General features: G+C 58.7%; 13 protein-coding genes. 4 read left to right on the top strand and 9 right to left on the bottom strand.

Annotation, left to right across the window (positions count from 1 at the left end; genetic code table 11):
• Window positions 1-4: 4 nt before the first annotated feature.
• The 6 genes from OHL14_RS04495 to OHL14_RS04470 form a co-directional block, all read right to left on the bottom strand.
• Complete coding sequence (locus tag OHL14_RS04495; RefSeq protein WP_263378139.1) at window positions 5-763, bottom strand: TIGR03435 family protein; 759 nt, start codon at window positions 761-763, stop codon at window positions 5-7.
• A 102-nt stretch (window positions 764-865) separates the two neighbouring features.
• The gene (locus tag OHL14_RS04490; RefSeq protein WP_263378122.1) at window positions 866-1,684 is read right to left on the bottom strand and encodes a TIGR03435 family protein; all 819 of its coding nucleotides are present in this window, start codon (window positions 1,682-1,684) and stop codon (window positions 866-868) included.
• Window positions 1,685-1,713: 29 nt separating this feature from the next.
• On the bottom strand, window positions 1,714-2,886 hold the full coding sequence (locus OHL14_RS04485) for a TIGR03435 family protein (protein WP_263378121.1): 1,173 nt from the start codon (window positions 2,884-2,886) through the stop codon (window positions 1,714-1,716).
• 275 nt (window positions 2,887-3,161) lie between these two features.
• Window positions 3,162-4,310: a phosphatidylinositol-specific phospholipase C1-like protein gene (locus OHL14_RS04480; protein ID WP_263378120.1), complete on the bottom strand. Its 1,149-nt coding sequence runs from the start codon at window positions 4,308-4,310 to the stop codon at window positions 3,162-3,164.
• 183 nt (window positions 4,311-4,493) lie between these two features.
• Window positions 4,494-5,261, bottom strand: a complete 768-nt coding sequence (locus OHL14_RS04475) for a 5-deoxy-glucuronate isomerase (RefSeq protein ID WP_263378119.1) — start codon at window positions 5,259-5,261, stop codon at window positions 4,494-4,496.
• Window positions 5,262-5,411: 150 nt separating this feature from the next.
• Entirely contained in the window at window positions 5,412-6,272 is an 861-nt protein-coding gene (locus tag OHL14_RS04470; RefSeq protein ID WP_263378118.1) for an inositol oxygenase, read from the bottom strand.
• A gap of 478 nt (window positions 6,273-6,750) precedes the next feature.
• Between OHL14_RS04470 and trhO the strand changes: the two genes are divergently transcribed.
• Window positions 6,751-7,476 carry an oxygen-dependent tRNA uridine(34) hydroxylase TrhO gene (gene trhO, locus OHL14_RS04465; RefSeq protein ID WP_263378117.1) on the top strand — a complete coding sequence of 242 codons (726 nt, stop codon included), beginning with the start codon at window positions 6,751-6,753 and terminating at the stop codon, window positions 7,474-7,476.
• A gap of 725 nt (window positions 7,477-8,201) precedes the next feature.
• Here the strand turns inward: trhO and OHL14_RS04460 are convergent.
• Window positions 8,202-9,218, bottom strand: coding sequence for a LacI family DNA-binding transcriptional regulator (locus OHL14_RS04460; protein WP_263378116.1), 1,017 nt, complete (start codon window positions 9,216-9,218; stop codon window positions 8,202-8,204).
• A 34-nt stretch (window positions 9,219-9,252) separates the two neighbouring features.
• Complete coding sequence (locus tag OHL14_RS04455; protein ID WP_263378115.1) at window positions 9,253-10,554, bottom strand: DMT family transporter; 1,302 nt, start codon at window positions 10,552-10,554, stop codon at window positions 9,253-9,255.
• 442 nt (window positions 10,555-10,996) lie between these two features.
• Between OHL14_RS04455 and glpK the strand changes: the two genes are divergently transcribed.
• Together glpK and OHL14_RS04440 are read left to right on the top strand one after the other, a co-directional pair.
• On the top strand, window positions 10,997-12,502 hold the full coding sequence (glpK, locus tag OHL14_RS04445) for a glycerol kinase GlpK (RefSeq protein ID WP_263378113.1): 1,506 nt from the start codon (window positions 10,997-10,999) through the stop codon (window positions 12,500-12,502).
• Window positions 12,499-14,058: a glycerol-3-phosphate dehydrogenase/oxidase gene (locus OHL14_RS04440; RefSeq protein ID WP_263378112.1), complete on the top strand. Its 1,560-nt coding sequence runs from the start codon at window positions 12,499-12,501 to the stop codon at window positions 14,056-14,058. The genes glpK and OHL14_RS04440 overlap by 4 nt, the downstream gene beginning before the upstream one ends.
• Before the next feature lie 18 nt (window positions 14,059-14,076).
• Here OHL14_RS04440 and OHL14_RS04435 read toward each other — a convergent pair whose 3' ends face one another.
• Window positions 14,077-15,246 (bottom strand): cellulase family glycosylhydrolase, encoded by a 1,170-nt coding sequence (locus OHL14_RS04435; RefSeq protein ID WP_263378111.1) that lies wholly within the window; start codon window positions 15,244-15,246, stop codon window positions 14,077-14,079.
• A 78-nt stretch (window positions 15,247-15,324) separates the two neighbouring features.
• Between OHL14_RS04435 and OHL14_RS04430 the strand changes: the two genes are divergently transcribed.
• Window positions 15,325-16,344, top strand: coding sequence for a LacI family DNA-binding transcriptional regulator (locus tag OHL14_RS04430; RefSeq protein WP_263378110.1), 1,020 nt, complete (start codon window positions 15,325-15,327; stop codon window positions 16,342-16,344).
• Window position 16,345 lies beyond the last annotated feature (1 nt).

Raw genomic sequence — 16,345 nt, 5'->3', positions numbered from 1 at the left:
CGTATCAGTTCTCCGTAGGCACTTCAATGTGATCAATCACGAGAGTTTCGACGGGACCTTTGTCCGCCTCGAGCTTCAACCCCAGCTGCTCCTGCACGGCAGTAAAAATATCCGGCAGATCCTCCGCGCCGTTATCGCCCTTCGGCGCATCGTCGCCGTGCCATTGCAGCTTCACGTCATAGCCACCCGGCAGCCCCGTCTTATCAATCACCTTGCGCTCCACCTGATCGGCGAGCAGGCTGGCCAGCGTCACCATCTTGCATCCTTTCGCCGTAAGGCTCTGATTGTTGACGTTAGTGTTCTCATCCTTCGACTCCACACCATCCACCCTCGGGGTCGGCTGAATCTTCAGGCCGTCCTTCGCCACCACCAGGTCATAGACCGGCAGCGTCTTCACCTCGATGTGCGTCTTCATCTGGAACCGCTCAATAATCAACTGCCGAATCATCGCGCGCCGCTCCTCGCGCGTCAGGTTCTCCAGCACGGCCTTATCCGCATCCACTACCTTCGCCACAATGTCATATCGCTGCGACTGCGCCCACCCCGGCAACCCGAACACCAGGCTCGGCTTGATGCCATAGCCCGCATCGATCATCATCTTGATGGAAACGTTGGTCGCCTTCAGCAACCCATCGTCAATGCTGATCGTCGTCGATCCACTCGCCGTGTTGTTTGGTTTCACCGTCGATACCTCATAAACAGGCAGCTTCGTCTCCGCCGCAGGTGCCTGCGCCCAAAGGCTGAGACCGCCACAGGCCAGCATCAAAGCCAATCCAAATGTTCTCTTCGCTCGACCCTTCATCTTTCAATCCTCAACTTGCTCGAACAACGCGCCAGCAATCACCGCGGTTAACAACACTCGCCATTAGTTCTCCGTCGGCTTCTCCATCTGATCCACGACCAGCGTCTTTACCGGCCCCTTCGAACTCTCCAGCTTCAACCCCAGCTGTTCCTGCAAGGCATCGAACAGCGTCGGCAGTTGCAGATCTGCATCGGAGGCCGCACCCTCCGTCTCGCGCCGCCACTTCAACTCCATGTCATAGCCAACATCCTTCGGCAAACCCGTCTTGTCGATGATCGTGCGTTCCGCGCGGTACTCAAGATTCGACGCCAGCATATCTATCGGCACGCACTGCAGCTTCATGTCGTTATCACTCGACATCATCCAGCCCTTGCATCCTTCCACACCAAGCTTCTTTCCTGCTCCGTCGAACTTGATCCCGCCCTTCGCAATCACAAGGTCATACACCGGAAGCTCCTTCATCTCCGTATGCGTCTTCACGTGGAACCGTTCCTCGAGCAGATGCAGAATCATGCCCTGCATCAACTCGCGACGCTGCTCTCTCGTCAACTTCTTTACAGTCTCGGGGTCCAGCTCGGTCGCCTTCGCCACAATGTCGAAATGCATCGACTTCGCCCACGCTGGCAAGCCCGTGATCAAGTCTTCCCGAACGCCGAAGGCCACACTCAGCAAGCTATCCACCTGCACATTCTTCGCGGTGTAGGTATTCTCGCCCCAGTTGACGTTCACCGAGCCATCTTCGCTATGATTTGGCTTCATCGTCGACACGTCGAAAACAGCATTCGGAATCGCCGTCTTCGCTGCGTCTGCAGGCACCTGCGCCACCCCGCCCGCCACGGACAAACTCAACGCCAATACCATCCCGGCCCGATGAAATCGCAATATCCTTATCCTCTCTTCACTGGCTGTGATCAGTTGTCGCTCGGCTTGTCGACGTGGTCGATCACCATCGTCTTCACCTGCGCCTTCTCCGCATCAAGCTTCAATCCCAGCTGCTCCGGCATGGCTGTAAACAAGGGAGGAGGCGCATCAGCCGCAGGTTCAGGCATTTTCATCTTGCCTCCAAACTGCGATTCATCCGGTGTCCACTTCAGCAGAAAGCTCCAACGGCCCTCGAGTGCCGTTTGGTTCACCACGGGGCGGTCAAGAACAGAGGCCTGCATCATGCGGCAAAAGCCGTCCATATCTGAGTTGTTCACTGACAATATTCCCAGCCCGCGAAACCCATACCCCGGAAGCCCATCCTGGCTTTCACTCTTCTTGATCTTCGGGCCATCCTTGCTCACGCGCAGCACGTAAGCCGAAAGCTCGCGCTTGTCGTCGTGGAACTTCAACTGAAAGCGATCGGTCAGCAGTTTCTGCACCATGTTCTTTAGCTGGCGCTCATTCGGCAGCCCCGGGATATCAGGCTGCGCGCTTACATCGAATTTATCGGTCGCCACCCAGGCGGGCGCCTCCACCACCTGCTTATCCTGCAAATCGTACGAAAACTTAATCAGATCCAACAGAGTCGTATTGAGGGTCCTGAAGCGGCCACCGGGAATTACCTGGATGCCCCAGCCCTGCGCATCGGGCTTACTCGGCTTCACCGTAGCTACCTCGAAGGTTGGGTTCGCGTCAGCGGCCATGCGGGGCGTCGGTGGCGGCGGTTCAGGAATCGCCCAGGCGGTCGCAGGCGTCGTCCGCTCGAAGATTAGCGGCCTCGGCGTACCACCCTGCGTCGCCGCGCCCGTAATCGACCTCCCGTCCGACGAAATCTTGCCCTCATAGGTCAGATCGATTCTCTCTATCCCGTACTTGAGCACGCCATCCTGAAAGCTGATGGAGCTCGTTTTGATACCTTGTCCGCCTTGGTCGATGCTGAACATCTGCCCCGTCAGCGCACCCTTTTCGTCCTTCGAAATCTTCAGCACCGTGCGCAAATCTTTCCCACCAGGGTCCGTCACATGCAGCGTTCCCTGCCACGTGTCCTCGATGCCAGCCTTCGCCGCCTGCGCCATCGCAGCGCTTCCCGCCGCCACTATCAGCAGCAGAGCAAACGCCACAACTCCCGCACCCCGGACCACACACGTCAACCTGCTCATCACGCCTCCATACACCGCTTGCCGCAAAAGAATGTACTCAGCATAGCCGAGCCCCGACAGTCCGCAGCGACACATCCACGAATCCGCCTCAAGACGAAAATCCGCTTCCCTGCCGTTCAAGTGATAGTGCTGATTACGCAGGTTGGACGCCCGGGGTTCCCAAAAGTCTCCCAAACGCTTCACCGCGACGAAAAATATTCACCATCCTCACTCCACCCCTATCAAAAGTGCGGGCCACTCCATCGAGTGGCCCGCACCATCACCTCAAGCAGCAGCTATTTCCCGGCATCCTGCAAAAGCGCGCTCACACAGCCCACCGGAGCATTCAGCGGATTACACCGGGCCACCATCCCACCCGGCAACTCCACCTTGTACCCCGTCCAAGACGACGGCTCCGCCCCCGGATAATCCGTGCTGATGATCTGCGCCCCCGTCGCCAGCGCCGTATCTCGCCGCGTCGTATCGTTCGTCCGCGCCTGCTCCGTCCCCTCGTCCGTACGCGTCCGCACAAGGTAGCCCTGCTTCACCAGCCCATCAATCACAGCCTTCGTTCCATCGTTCTCTTCGATGAACGCCGCATCCGGCTGTCCCGGCTCCGCATTCGTAAACAAAATCCGACCCCGCAGCGAAGGATGTCCCTCCGTATAAATCGACTCCACCTTCCGCTGGTCCATCAGGAACACCACGCGCCCGCGAGCCTTCTCCAGTGTCGGCCATCCACCCGTCTTAATCGCTTCGTTCAGCGTCGCATGTCTCCCCCGCACCTCATCCGGCAGAATCATCTCGCCCGGCTTGAACACCGACCGAATCTCCGCATCCAGCAGGTCGAACACCGCCGGCGTAAACGCCTCCGTCTTCGGAGCAGCAGGCAGCTCCTTCACCTCGCCCTCCTTCGTCTCAATCAGTAGAAAGATCGGCATATGCCCCGGGTGCGCCTTCGACCACGCCCGCACCGTCGTCAGGCAAGCCACAAACGTCTGGCAGCTCGACCGCTGGTCCAGCCCCTGCACATGCATCACCTTGAACCCCGGCTTATCCATCACATGATCCGGATCGAACGGAGGATCGGCCGGCAGCCCCGCCGCCTTGATCTTGTCGTCGACATCCATGTGCGCGAACCGCCCACCCTTCGTGTCCGCAAACACATCGATCTCCAGCTGCCGCACGCCGCCCGTCAGCTGCACATCCAGAGCCGGATGGCTATAGTCCAGCGCCCGCAGCGCCTTCGGATTCACCTTCTCCAGGTACTTCCGCGCACTCGGCGCAAACCCCGTGTGATAACTGTTGTGCGACCCGATCACCTGAATCTCGTTCAGGTGTACCAGTTTGTCCTGCTTCCTCTGCGCCGCCACATCCACCTGCGCCATGGCCGAGCCAGCCACTGCCAGCGCACACACCGTCATCCAACACATCTTCATAGCCATCTCAACTTCCCCTGCCCGGTCGGCATTCCTCTCAGTGTGACATCGTCATATTGCTAGAGTATGTTTCATCCAGATTTATCTTTTGAGATTGTCATCCTGAGCGCAGCGAAGGACCTGCTTCTTGCTCATAGCCGTACGACTCTTCAAAGTTTATGAAACAAGCGCTACTTGGAGAACAAGCCCTTACGCGTACCGGGCATCCACCTGCACCACGCCCCACTTCCGATCTACCACCTCGCGATGCGCCGCCATGATCCACACAAAGTTCAGCGCAGACCCCGGTATCGCCACATTCGGGTGATACCCCGCAGGCAGCAGCACCGCATCGCCGTCGCGCACCACCTCCACCTCCGCTGGCGTAATCGCATCCGTGTACACCAGCTGCAGCCCAAACGCAGGCTCCGGCATATCGACATACACATAGATTTCTTCCAGCATCGCCGCATGCTCATGCGGAGGCCAGCTCGTCCAATTCCCCGGCAGCGACCGCGTCACCCCCACCACCAGCCGTCCCGCCTTCACATTCGTCCCCAGCAGAATATTGATCTCGCGATGCGCACTCTCCGTCCCCGCCACAAAGTGCAGCTTCGCATCCGCCTGCACACTCTCCGCCGAGACATACTGCAGCGGATACTCACCCTCCACCGGAGCCGAGCACTCCACCAGATCCAGCTCGCCCTCCGTCTCGACAATGATGCCCAGCCCCTTCGGAACATACAGCGCATCGTCCTTCTTCATCGCGAAGCGTTGCCCATCCGCCATCACCACACCCCCGCCACTCACGCAGATCAGCCCCGTCTCCTGCCCTTCGTTCTCAAACTCCACGCGCGCAATCTCACGATCCAACCGAATCCGTCCATAGCTCACCTGCAACATCGAGCTGTTCCCCGGATGAACAAACACCTTCCGCCCCCGCTCGCTCGCCGTCCCCGTCACCAATCGCTTCGACATCACAACTCCATCCCTTTTCTTTGTCATTCCCATTTATTTTCATTCCCGGAGGGAATCTGCTTCTCACGCTTCGTCCCCACCAGACCAACAAAAGGCCCCAAGGCTCAACACCCCAGGGCCTTCCTTATTCCCGACTCCCTATTCCCTGCCTTACCAGGCGATCTTCTCCGGGAAGAACTCCGCAAACAGGTCATCGTAGTAAGGCTTCAGTTCCTTCATATTTGGCTTCGTGTGTCCCTTCGAGTACAGGTCATACACGTTGAACTTGTTCACCCACTCCAACATCTCCACGTCGTGGTCGTTCATCAGGTGGCGATACGCGCCATGCTTATGCGCCGGGTAGAACGAGTGATACCGAAGCATGTACAGCGATTCCTCCGGCATGTAGTTCTTCATCACCTCGCCGATGTACCCGTCATGTCCGAACGACAGGTGAACATTCTCCAGCCCGCAGTTCGGCTCGTACACGCCGTATTTCGTCTGGTACAGCGGGTTGTTATAGTCCGGGTTCGCCTTGAAGTACTCAGGAAACACAATGTCCTTCGAGTACGCGCAACCTACCGGGAACGTATCTCCCACCACGCCCCACTGCGGCTCGCCCCACAGGCAAAGCACCTTGCCCAGATCATGAATAAACCCGGTCAGCACAAACCACCGCGGATGCCCATCGCGGCGAATCGCCTCCGAGGTCTGCAACAGGTGCTCGATCTGTGTCAGGTCCGTATCCGGATCGCTGTCATCCACCAGCGTATTCAGAAACTCCGCTGCCTCCCAGATACTCTTCATCCCCTTGTTCAGGCTGAAGTATTCCTTCTCCTTCGCCATCACGTAGTCGTAGGTCTGAAACTGGTGGTTCAGCCGATAGAACTCGGCCACGCCGGGAGTCGCCTTCTCGTCATACTGACGAAACTCCTCCTCGCTCTTGCCTTCCTTATAACGTCCGGTTAGAAACTCATCCCACTCGTCCATATCCTTGAGCGGTGCGTCAGCAGGAAGTACCTGGGTGGCCATACGTCATCTCCAAACTTCAGATTTGCGGCAACGTTACCGCTAACTAAGCCAAAACTCTAAGTCCCTATGCAAACGACTGTCAAGCCTTTTCCTTCGCATCTTCCACGCCATCCGCTCCCGCTTTGTCATTCCGCAGCACAGCGGAGGAATCTGCGTTTGGAACCGCCCCTGTCATCTCAACCGGTGCGAACCGGACCGCTTTGTCATTCCGCAGCGCAGCGGAGGAATCTGCATTTGGAACCGCCCCTGTCATCTCCACTGGAGCGAACCGGAGTGGAGAGACCTGCATTTTGGGGGTACTCCGCTGACGACAGCCGGATGCTCCGCTCATGACAGCTTCACCGTCACGAACTGGTTCGCAGCCCCGCCACCTCTCCGGTACCCCGACGATTAAGCATAGGATCTCCTAACGCCCTGGATAAAGAGGGCTTCAGCCCACGGTTTGCCCCTCTCCTCTCTCCTCTAAACTAGTACCAGCATGTACACCATCGCCGCCTACTATCGCTTCTTCGCTCTGGCTGACCCCGCCGCCCTGCGCGAAGAGCTTCTCGCCACCTTCACCGGCTCCGACCTCCTCGGCACCACGCTGCTCGCCCCCGAAGGCATCAACGGCACCATGGCCGCCTCCGCTGCCACCATCGACCGCCTGCTCGCTCTCCTGCACGAACGCACCGGCCTCACCCGCGAAGAGGTCAAGTTCTCCACCTCGGAGCACCCACCCTTCCGCCGCCTCAAGTTCAAACACAAGCGCGAGATCATCACCTTCCGCAACACCTCCATCGACCCGTCTCGCCCCGGCCAGTACGTCGACCCCGCCCACTGGAACCAGCTTCTCGCCGACCCCGAAGTCCTCCTCCTCGACACCCGCAACACCTACGAGACCGAGATCGGCACCTTCACCGGAGCCGTCGCCCCGCCCCTCGCCACCTTCTCTGACTTCGCCACCTACGTCCGCGAAAACCTCGACCCCGCAAAGCATCGCAAGGTCGCCATGTTCTGCACCGGCGGCATCCGCTGCGAAAAGGCCTCCGCCTTCATGCTTCAGGAGGGCTTCCCCGAGGTCTACCACCTCAAAGGCGGCATCCTCAAATACCTCGAAGAGGTCCCCACCGACCAAAGCCAGTGGCAAGGCGAATGCTACATCTTCGACGAACGCGTCTCCGTCGACCACAAAGACTTCCCCACGCCTCCACCCAACAAATAGCCTCACTGCCGCCGATGATGGACGAGCGCCAACTCTTCAGCCGCAGCCGTTGCAGTAATCTCTGTTATCTGTTTTCTGAACGAAGCCCCGCACCAACCCGACCCTCAATGCCACTGCGTGACACGCTTAGAGCATGACGCTGTAAGGAACGAATCTCTACGTTCCGCCACTTTCCCTGCACCCTCTTCAGGGTAGGTTTTGCCTCTCACCTGATTCCCATCTTGGCATCCCTCCCACCTCAAACAATTTTCTTTGCAATCTAAACATCCAGATCCTCCGTCCCTGCTGCAGGAGGAACTACCATGCTGTCACTCTTTATCTCACTCTCGATCTCGCTGTGTCTTGACTGCTGCTGTCCTCACTCGTGCTCCTCGTCTTCAACAACTCCGCCCAACCAATCCGCCGCCTAAGTCCACGCAAACCCCCGGTATCCCCTAAACTTGAAGCTCGGATGGAAGGTTCAGCCATCCATCCGGGCTCTCAATCTTGTCAAGCCCCCTACCGCACTAAACCATTCATTCCAATAGAGATAAAAGTTGCATAAGTACTCTTTGCAGGTTGTTATAATAGAGACAGAGGAAAGATAAGGAGTGACTCGTCTCCTGAATCCGCTCCTTGTCGTATGGGCCCGCTCGACCAAGCGCATTGGAAATGCACCGAAGTCAACACCCTAAGCCTCGTCGAATGAAGACTTTGAGCTGAAAGTAGGGGGGAGGGGGTATCCTCTACCGGCTGCCCGCCACGCTCGACTCTCGCACTACCAAAGTCGAAGCCACCAGAATGCTCTTCGGCTCCTGCTGCGGCTTCATCGAAAGCTCCAGCGCAAACTGCCCTGCAACCCGCCCGAGTTCTGTCGTTCCATGGTCGATCGAGCTCAACGGAACCTTCAAATAAGGCGCATAACGCAGGTTTCCGCAACCAATAAACGCAATATCCTGCGGAACGCGCAAACCCGCCTGCAAAGTCGCCTCGATCGCACCAACCGCAGTCATGTCGTTGTAGCAAAAGACCGCATCAGGTCTCGGCTCCACCTTCAGCAGCTCCTGCATCGCCTGAAAGCCGACTTTGTCGCCAGCCTCTTCCACACGATCATGCGCCTGCACAAACGAATCCTGCGTCGGCAGTTGCGCCGCAAGCAGCGCATTCCGATATCCGCGCAGACGATCGAACGAGGTACTCGAGTTCTTACCGCCGATATGCGCGATCCGCTTGCGGCCAATATCGATCAGATGTCGCGTCGCCATCTCGCCGACCAGCACATCGTCCGAACCCACAAAATGCGCCGCAAGATGCGGAAAGTTTCGGTCGAACAACATATACGGCGTGCGCTCATCTCCAAGCGCATAGAAGTTCCGCAGGTTCGTCTGGCAGGATGCAATCAGCAACACGTCGACACCGCGGTTCAGTAGCGTCCGAATCTCCTGCTGCTCGACCTCGGGATCTTCCTCGCTCGAAGCCAGGATCAGCGCCCGCTTGCTCGTCCGCAGGTAACCACTCAGCGACTTCGCGAACTCCGCAAAGAACGGATGCACGAGATCAGGCACAACAAGACCAACCGTATAAGTCCGTCCGCTGGCCAGACCGCGCGCCATCATGTTGGGCTGATAGTTCAGCTCCTTCATGCGCTTCAGCACGCGCTTCCGCGTCTCGTCCCCGATATCGGCATTGCCGCGCAGCACCTTGGAAACCGTCACCACGGAGACGCCAAGATCGCGTGCGATGTCCTTCAGCCTTACTGCCATGACAACATCCTAAGCGAAGTTCCCCAAGATTCCCCTAGTAGAAGCGTGTTCGCCGGTACAGGCTCCATCCACCAGCCACCAAGCTCACCACGAGCGCAACACCGAGCGCTGCAACCCAGCGCAGATTCATATCCAAAGGAGGAACCACCGCGCGCACGCCGAGCGTCACAAAAACCAGCGTTGCAACAGCCACAATCGCATAATCCCACCAGCGCCGCTTCTCGCTCTTGTCGCCGAACTCCTCGCCTGCTTGCGCCATGATTGTTTTGTTGTAGTCCAACCCATAGCGATCGCACTCGCGGGCCACAGCCTCATTGGTCGAGCTGTGTTCCTTCGCTGAAGCCACAGCCGTGCTGATCGCCAGCGCGCCCAGAATCATTAACAGCGAGCCACCGATCACCAGCAAAAGATGCTCGTGGTCTGCGCCCCGTAACTCGCCAAACACCAGCGCGCCCCACGCAAGTCCCCAAAGCTGATTCGTGTTCGACAGCGGAATCCCGCGACCGATTCCGAGATACTTCGCTGCAAACTGCTGGAACAAGTCTCCAATCACCCACACAAACCCGCCTAGAAACAGCCAGAACAAAACACCGGGCTTATGCAGCAGATCGAACGCAGTCGAATGAATCCCACCATCGAGCAGCAGCGTAAGTCCGAAAACGGTGCCAAGCTCACCCACCGTAAACGCCGTCACAAACGACAGCGGATTCATCCCGCTGAGGTATGCCTTGCGATACGGCACATACATCGTGCCCCACATCAGGCTGGCTCCGAGAGCAGCCGCAATACCTCGCACAGCATGTTGCCCGGTAGAAGCTCCATGCAGCGTGCTAAAGCCCAGCATGATCGCAGCAACCACGATCAAGACGCCGCCCAGCACGACCTTCGCGACGTTCTTCCCGCTAGCTCCATGCAGCTCACGGAACAGCACCCAACCCCAGAACAGCCCGATCAGCGAGTTCGCATTCCACATCGGAAACGCCACGGCCAGCCCTACATCGCGGATGGCAAACACCGTCAGCGTGTTCGCCACAGCCCAGAGCGCGCCAGCCAGCAGCGCCCACACGATTAGGTGCTTCTTCTCGCGCAGATCGGCAAAGACATACGAAGTGCCCTTCAGCAGGGTCGGGAACGTCCACCGAGCAGTAAAGACGCCTGCGACCATGCACAGCGAAATCGCGTACGGCGAAAACCCAGCATTTACCAGCTTTGTTGGCGCCTCAGCGGCTCCCAGCCAGACGCCAGCCGTCAGTCCGCAGATTACGCCCAGTCCATGCAGCGACATCTTCGATCCAGCTTTACTCTTTGTAACAGCAGACGTGCTTCCAACAGACATACGTGCTCCCTTTTTCGTGCTCGCGGCTGCTAGTGCAGAATCACCAGCAGCGTGATACCAGCCAGCAGGACAAAAAAAGGCACGAGGAAGTGACTATCGGTGACAATACACTTCGCAGATTTCAGGAAGCTCATCCAGGTCCTTTACAGCTAGTTGCAGCGCGGTAGATTTTAGCGAAAACCCAATAAGTCAGCGGTGACTTGAGCGAAACCATACCCACTCGCGCCCGCCAGTGTCAAACTGGCTTCGCGCCTTCGATCCGCTCCGCAACCACGCAAACAAGCCGCGACCAGCGATATCTGAGCACGATGCTCAGTAAGCAGACCTTATTGTATAGTCCGCTCTTCGAACAGTTCCCTTTCGCATAGTCATCTAAATCGCCTACGATCTGTGTGGACTGATCCAACGCAGACCGCTCTGCATCGAACAGTTCGGAGGCTCCATGGCTACGAAACGCTTCATCCTTGCGCTCGATCAGGGAACAACGAGCTCCCGCGCGATGATCATTGACTCTGCTGGCACCGTCTCCTCCATCGCACAGCGCTCCTTCAAGCAGATCTTTCCTCAGCCCGGCTGGGTCGAGCATGACCCCATCGACATCTGGTCCTCGCAGATCGGCACAGCCACAGAAGCCCTTGCAAGCGCAGGCATCTCGCCCAAAGAGATCGCCGCCATTGGCATCACCAATCAGCGCGAAACGGCTATCGTCTGGGACCGTAAGACAAGCGAGCCCATCTATAACGCCATCGTATGGCAGGACCGTCGCACCGCGGCTCTCTGCGATAAGCTCCGCAGCGACGGACACGCCGAGATCATTCAGCAGAAGACCGGTCTACTTCCTGATGCCTACTTCTCAGCCACAAAAGTCAGCTGGATCCTCGACAACGTCAAGGGGGCGCGCGACCGCGCCGAGCGGGGCGAACTTGCCTTCGGTACGGTCGACAGCTGGCTTATCTGGAAGCTCACCAACGGAGAGCGCCATGTCACTGACGTCACCAACGCCTCACGCACCATGGTCTTCAACATACACACGCTCGCGTGGGATGACGACCTGCTCAAGCTGCTCAACATTCCAAGGTCGCTACTGCCTGAGGTCGTTCCCTCCAGCGGCGTCTGCGCCACCACCTCCAACGTGCTTCACGGCATCGAGATCGCAGGCATCGCAGGCGACCAGCAGGCCGCGCTCTTTGGACAGATGTGTACGCAGCCGGGAATGGTGAAGTGCACCTTCGGCACCGGCAGCTTCATGCTGCTACACATCGGCGAGACACCAACGCCATCGAAGAACCAGCTGCTCACCACGATCGCTTGGCAGCTCAGCGGCAAAAACGGCAACAAGGTCGAATACGCTCTCGAAGGCAGCATGATGATGGCTGGTGCCGTCGTGCAGTGGCTCCGCGACGAGCTTCAGATCATCCGCTCCTCAGCAGAGGTTGAAGCCCTTGCTGCTTCGGTTCCGGATACGGGCGGCGTCTATCTCGTGCCCGCGTTTTCCGGCCTCGGCGCTCCGCATTGGGACCAGCGTGCTCGCGGCGCTATCGTCGGCATGACGCGCGGCACCAACCGAGCGCACATCGCCCGCGCTGCGCTGGAAGGCATCGCGTTACAGGTGACCGACGTCCTTGAGGCCATGCAAGCGGACTCCGGCCTCTCGTTGCAGGAGTTGCGCGTCGACGGCGGCGCGTCCGCCAACAACATGCTGATGCAGCTACAGGCAGACATCCTTGGCGTGCGTGTCGTACGCCCGAAGAACTCCGAGTCCACCGCTTTGGGCGCTGCGTACCTCGCTGGTCTCGGTGTCGGCTACTGGCCGGACAAAGAGACCATTGCCAGCCAGTGGCAAAAGGACAAGACCTTCGAGCCGAAGATTGATGACGTAGCACGCGCAAAGCAACGCGCCCAATGGAAGCGCGCGCTCGACCGTTCGCGCGACTGGGAGACAGAATGAGCCTGACCCGCAAAGCAGCACTTGAAGCCATCGGCGAAGGCCGTCAGTGGGATGTCCTCGTCCTCGGAGGCGGTGCCACCGGCCTTGGCGCTGCCGTCGAAGCCGCATCCCGCGGCTACCGCACGCTGCTGATCGAAAAGCACGATTTCGCCAAAGGCACCAGCAGCCGCAGCACCAAGCTCGTCCACGGCGGTGTGCGCTACCTGGAGCAGATGAACATCACGCTCGTCCTCGATGCCCTGCGTGAACGCGGCTACATGCTGCGCAACGCACCGCACATCGTGCATCGGCTCGACTTCGTCGTACCCGTTTACACCTGGTTTGGCCTTCCATACTACGGCATCGGCCTCAAAGTGTACGAGTGGCTCTCCGGCAAGCTCTCGTTCGGCCCCTCGAAGATTCTTTCGGTCAAAGAAACCCTCGCGCATCTGCCAACCATCAAGCAGGAGGGCCTCAAAGGCGGCATCCTCTATCGCGATGGTCAGTTCGACGATGCGCGCTACGCGATCAGTCTTCTGCGCACGCTCGAAGACCTCGGTGGCTTCGCTATCAACTATGTCGGAGCCACTGGCCTCATTCAGCAGAACGGCGAAACTGTCGGCGTCTATTCCATCGACAGCGAAACCGGCCAGCCGATGGAGATCCTCGCGAAAGTCGTCATCAACGCGACCGGCTCCTTCACTGAAGAAGTGATGCGCATGGACGAGCCCGGCGAGGGTTCGCTGCTCACCATCAGCCAGGGCACACACTTCGTGCTCGACCGCAAATACCTCCCCAGCGCCAACGCGCTGATGATTCCCAAGACCTCCGATGGCCGTGTGCTCTTTGCGATCCCCTGGCACGATCACCTCGTCGTCGGCACCACGGACGAGGCCGTTCCCACAGCAAGTCTTGAGCCGCACGCCCTTCTGAAAGAGCGCGAGTTTCTCATCGACCACATCCATCGCTTCCTCGGCGCAACGCTTGAGCCGACCGACGTGCTCAGCATGTGGTCGGGGCTTCGGCCGCTGGTGCGCGAAGGGAGCGGCAGCAGCTCAAAGCTTTCGCGCGATCACAAGGTGCTCATCTCGAAATCCGGCCTGATCACCGTCACCGGTGGAAAGTGGACGACCTACCGCCGCATGGGCGAAGACGCCATCAACAAAGCGGCCACGCAAGGAGGTCTTGCAGCCTCACCGTCGCGGACCTCAAATCTGCCTCTCCACGGAGCCATCGCTGCTGATGCCGTGGCCTCCCTGCCCGAATCCGATCGTGTCTATGGCTCTGACCTTGCCGCGCTCAACGCAATCGATGCCCCCGACGAACGTCTGCACCCGGAGCTGCCCTACCGTGCTCACGAAGTCCTCTGGGCTGCGCGCTACGAGATGGCGCGGAGCGTCGAAGATGTTCTGGCTCGGCGCACACGAGCGCTTTTTCTCAACGCCCGCGCTGCGCAGTGGATGGCTCCAAAGGTCGCCGCCATTCTTGCGCAGGAGCTCGGCCGCGACGAGGCCTGGCAACAGCAGCAGGTGCGCTCGTTCGAGGCCATCGCCAACGGCTACATCTATAACGGCTGAGTTTAACTCGATCAGAAGCTAGTCGGCACCCGATCCGCGCCCGGTCAACGAGCGAATCAGGTCAACCTCATGCTGCCTATAAGGGGTGCCATCCTTGCGGAAGACCTCATGAAACCAGACCGTCGGCTGCGAGAGCACGTACGGATGATCCCACGAGTCCCACGGCAGGTACGTCTGGGTCTTGCCAGCCACTAAACCCCAGTTGATCGCGCCAACGTTGTATTTCTTCGCAATCGGCAGCGAGTTATCGAAGGTGCTCCCCGCGCCCCGCGCCATATATTCAGTGCAGATGATGGGGCGATGCTGTTTCTGCAGCTCCTTGATTCCGGCTTCGAACTCCTCCGGCCAGCCGTAGTTATGGAAGCTGATGATGTCGGATTCCGCGAGCTGAATCTTCGTCGTCGCACTCATCTTCAACTCATCCGACCAGTTCCCATTCCATACGCCACTGGTCAGCGGCTGCGTGGGCTTCGCCGCACGCGCCCAGGCAAAAACCTGCGGCAGCAGAGCATCCACCAAATCAGCCTTGTGCGGCGCCTCGTGAAAACGGGCGTCGTTCCCATTGTCGGGCTCGTTCCAGATATCCCAGGCCAGCACGCGATCATCCTTACCGAAGCGTCCCACCACACCTTCTACATAAGCCTGCAGCTTCGGGTAGTAGCTCTTGTCCATCAGCTCCGCCGCACCAGGGCTCTGCACCCAACCAGAGTTATGCACGCCAGGAATTGGCGGATGCTGTGGACCGAGCTTTGGGTTCGCCTCCCAGCACGAGTCGAAAAGCACTAGCACGGGACGAATGTGGTGCTTCGCGGCAATCGCGAGGAATGCATCCAACCGCTTCGAAAACCCTTCGGGGTCTGAAGTCCACAGCTGGTCCTGCAGAAACACACGCATCGTGTTCATCCCGATGCCTTCTGCCAGACTCAGCTCACGGTCATTGATGGCAGGGTCAAACGTCGCCTGCTGAAACATCTCCAGCTCGTTGATCGCATTCGACGGCACGTAGTTCGCGCCCACCAGCCAAGGCTGCTTTGCGTACCACTCGTTGGCCTGCTGCTCCGTCCAGCGGTGAGTGCTCTGCGCAAGGCCTACTACAGAACCACTGAATAAAAGACCAACCGCGATAAGACGCCGCGTGAAAGAAGCTGACGACCTCGTTACGGGATGCAGAAAGGAGGGGATGTTCATCGCGGTGAAGTCTACCATTTCGAGGCATCAGGTCGTACAGTAGACACAGCTTCTAGTGTTCAAAGGTCTTTACACAGCATGAATATTCGCGAGGTTGCAAAGATAGCCGGAGTCTCCACAGCCACAGTGTCGCGTGTGCTGAGCGGCTCCGTACCCGTGGACGCAAAGACCGAAAGCAAGGTGCGGGCAGCAATTGAAAAAACCGGCTACTACCCCAACAGCCACGCGCGCATGCTGGGTTCTGGCAAAAGCAACACCTATGGCCTTATCGTCTCCGACATCGCCAATCCCTTCTTCCCCGAGCTGGTGAAGTCCTTCGAGCGCCTGGCGGTCGAGCACAATCAGGAAGTGCTCATCGCCAACACCGACTACCACCCTGAGCGCACCGAACATTGCGTACGTCGCATGCTGGAGCATAAGGTCGACGGCGTCGCCATCATGACCTCAGAGATGGCCCCACACCTTATCCAGATACTCAGCAAGCGCGGCATTCCAATCGTCTTCCTCGATACCGGAACCGTCGGACGTCTCATCAGCAACATCTCCATCGATTACGAGCACGGCATTGACCTCGCGATCAACCACCTCACCTCGCTGAAACATCGTGAGATCGCTTTCGTTGAAGGCCCACGAGATTTGAAGTCTGCCACCATCCGTCGCGACGCCTTCGTCTCATCGCTCAAGCGCAACGGCATCAAGGTCGCCCCAGGATTTATCTGCCAGGGCAACCACGGCATTGATGGCGGGCAGAGGGCGATGTCGGAGTTGCTCGCGCTGCCCAAGCGGCCCACGGCCATCATGTGCTCCAACGATCTCACCGCCATCGGCGTACTCATCGCGGCGCATGTTGCTGGCGTGCGTGTACCACAGGATATCTCCATCGTCGGCTTCGACGACATCGAGCTCAGCAGCCTGATGCAGCCTGCTCTCACCACCATTCGCGTCTCACGCACCGAGATCGCAGCCCGCGCCTTCGAAGCTCTCTATGGAGCGGCACACGGTGGCATCGAAAAGGGCATCAACTACACCATCCCGAGTGAGTTGATTGAGCGCCAGTCCACAGGACCTTGCCCTCCCAAGTCCGTTCGCAAAGCCTAGC

It is taken from the genome of Granulicella paludicola (genome assembly GCF_025685545.1).
In the GTDB taxonomy this organism is placed as follows: Bacteria; Acidobacteriota; Terriglobia; order Terriglobales; family Acidobacteriaceae; genus Granulicella; species Granulicella paludicola.
This window is presented reverse-complemented; position numbering and strand designations above follow the sequence as displayed.

Excerpts from the sequence above, each read along its gene's own strand:
- OHL14_RS04495 (WP_263378139.1), bottom strand. The coding sequence starts at position 763 with ATGCTGGCCTGTGGCGGTCTCAGCCTTTGGGCGCAGGCACCTGCGGCG.
- OHL14_RS04485 (WP_263378121.1), bottom strand. The coding sequence starts at position 2,886 with ATGAGCAGGTTGACGTGTGTGGTCCGGGGTGCGGGAGTTGTGGCGTTT.
- OHL14_RS04480 (WP_263378120.1), bottom strand. The coding sequence starts at position 4,310 with ATGGCTATGAAGATGTGTTGGATGACGGTGTGTGCGCTGGCAGTGGCT.
- OHL14_RS04475 (WP_263378119.1), bottom strand. The coding sequence starts at position 5,261 with ATGTCGAAGCGATTGGTGACGGGGACGGCGAGCGAGCGGGGGCGGAAG.
- OHL14_RS04470 (WP_263378118.1), bottom strand. The coding sequence starts at position 6,272 with ATGGCCACCCAGGTACTTCCTGCTGACGCACCGCTCAAGGATATGGAC.
- trhO (WP_263378117.1), top strand. The coding sequence starts at position 6,751 with ATGTACACCATCGCCGCCTACTATCGCTTCTTCGCTCTGGCTGACCCC.
- OHL14_RS04460 (WP_263378116.1), bottom strand. The coding sequence starts at position 9,218 with ATGGCAGTAAGGCTGAAGGACATCGCACGCGATCTTGGCGTCTCCGTG.
- OHL14_RS04455 (WP_263378115.1), bottom strand. The coding sequence starts at position 10,554 with ATGTCTGTTGGAAGCACGTCTGCTGTTACAAAGAGTAAAGCTGGATCG.
- glpK (WP_263378113.1), top strand. The coding sequence starts at position 10,997 with ATGGCTACGAAACGCTTCATCCTTGCGCTCGATCAGGGAACAACGAGC.
- OHL14_RS04440 (WP_263378112.1), top strand. The coding sequence starts at position 12,499 with ATGAGCCTGACCCGCAAAGCAGCACTTGAAGCCATCGGCGAAGGCCGT.
- OHL14_RS04435 (WP_263378111.1), bottom strand. The coding sequence starts at position 15,246 with ATGAACATCCCCTCCTTTCTGCATCCCGTAACGAGGTCGTCAGCTTCT.
- OHL14_RS04430 (WP_263378110.1), top strand. The coding sequence starts at position 15,325 with ATGAATATTCGCGAGGTTGCAAAGATAGCCGGAGTCTCCACAGCCACA.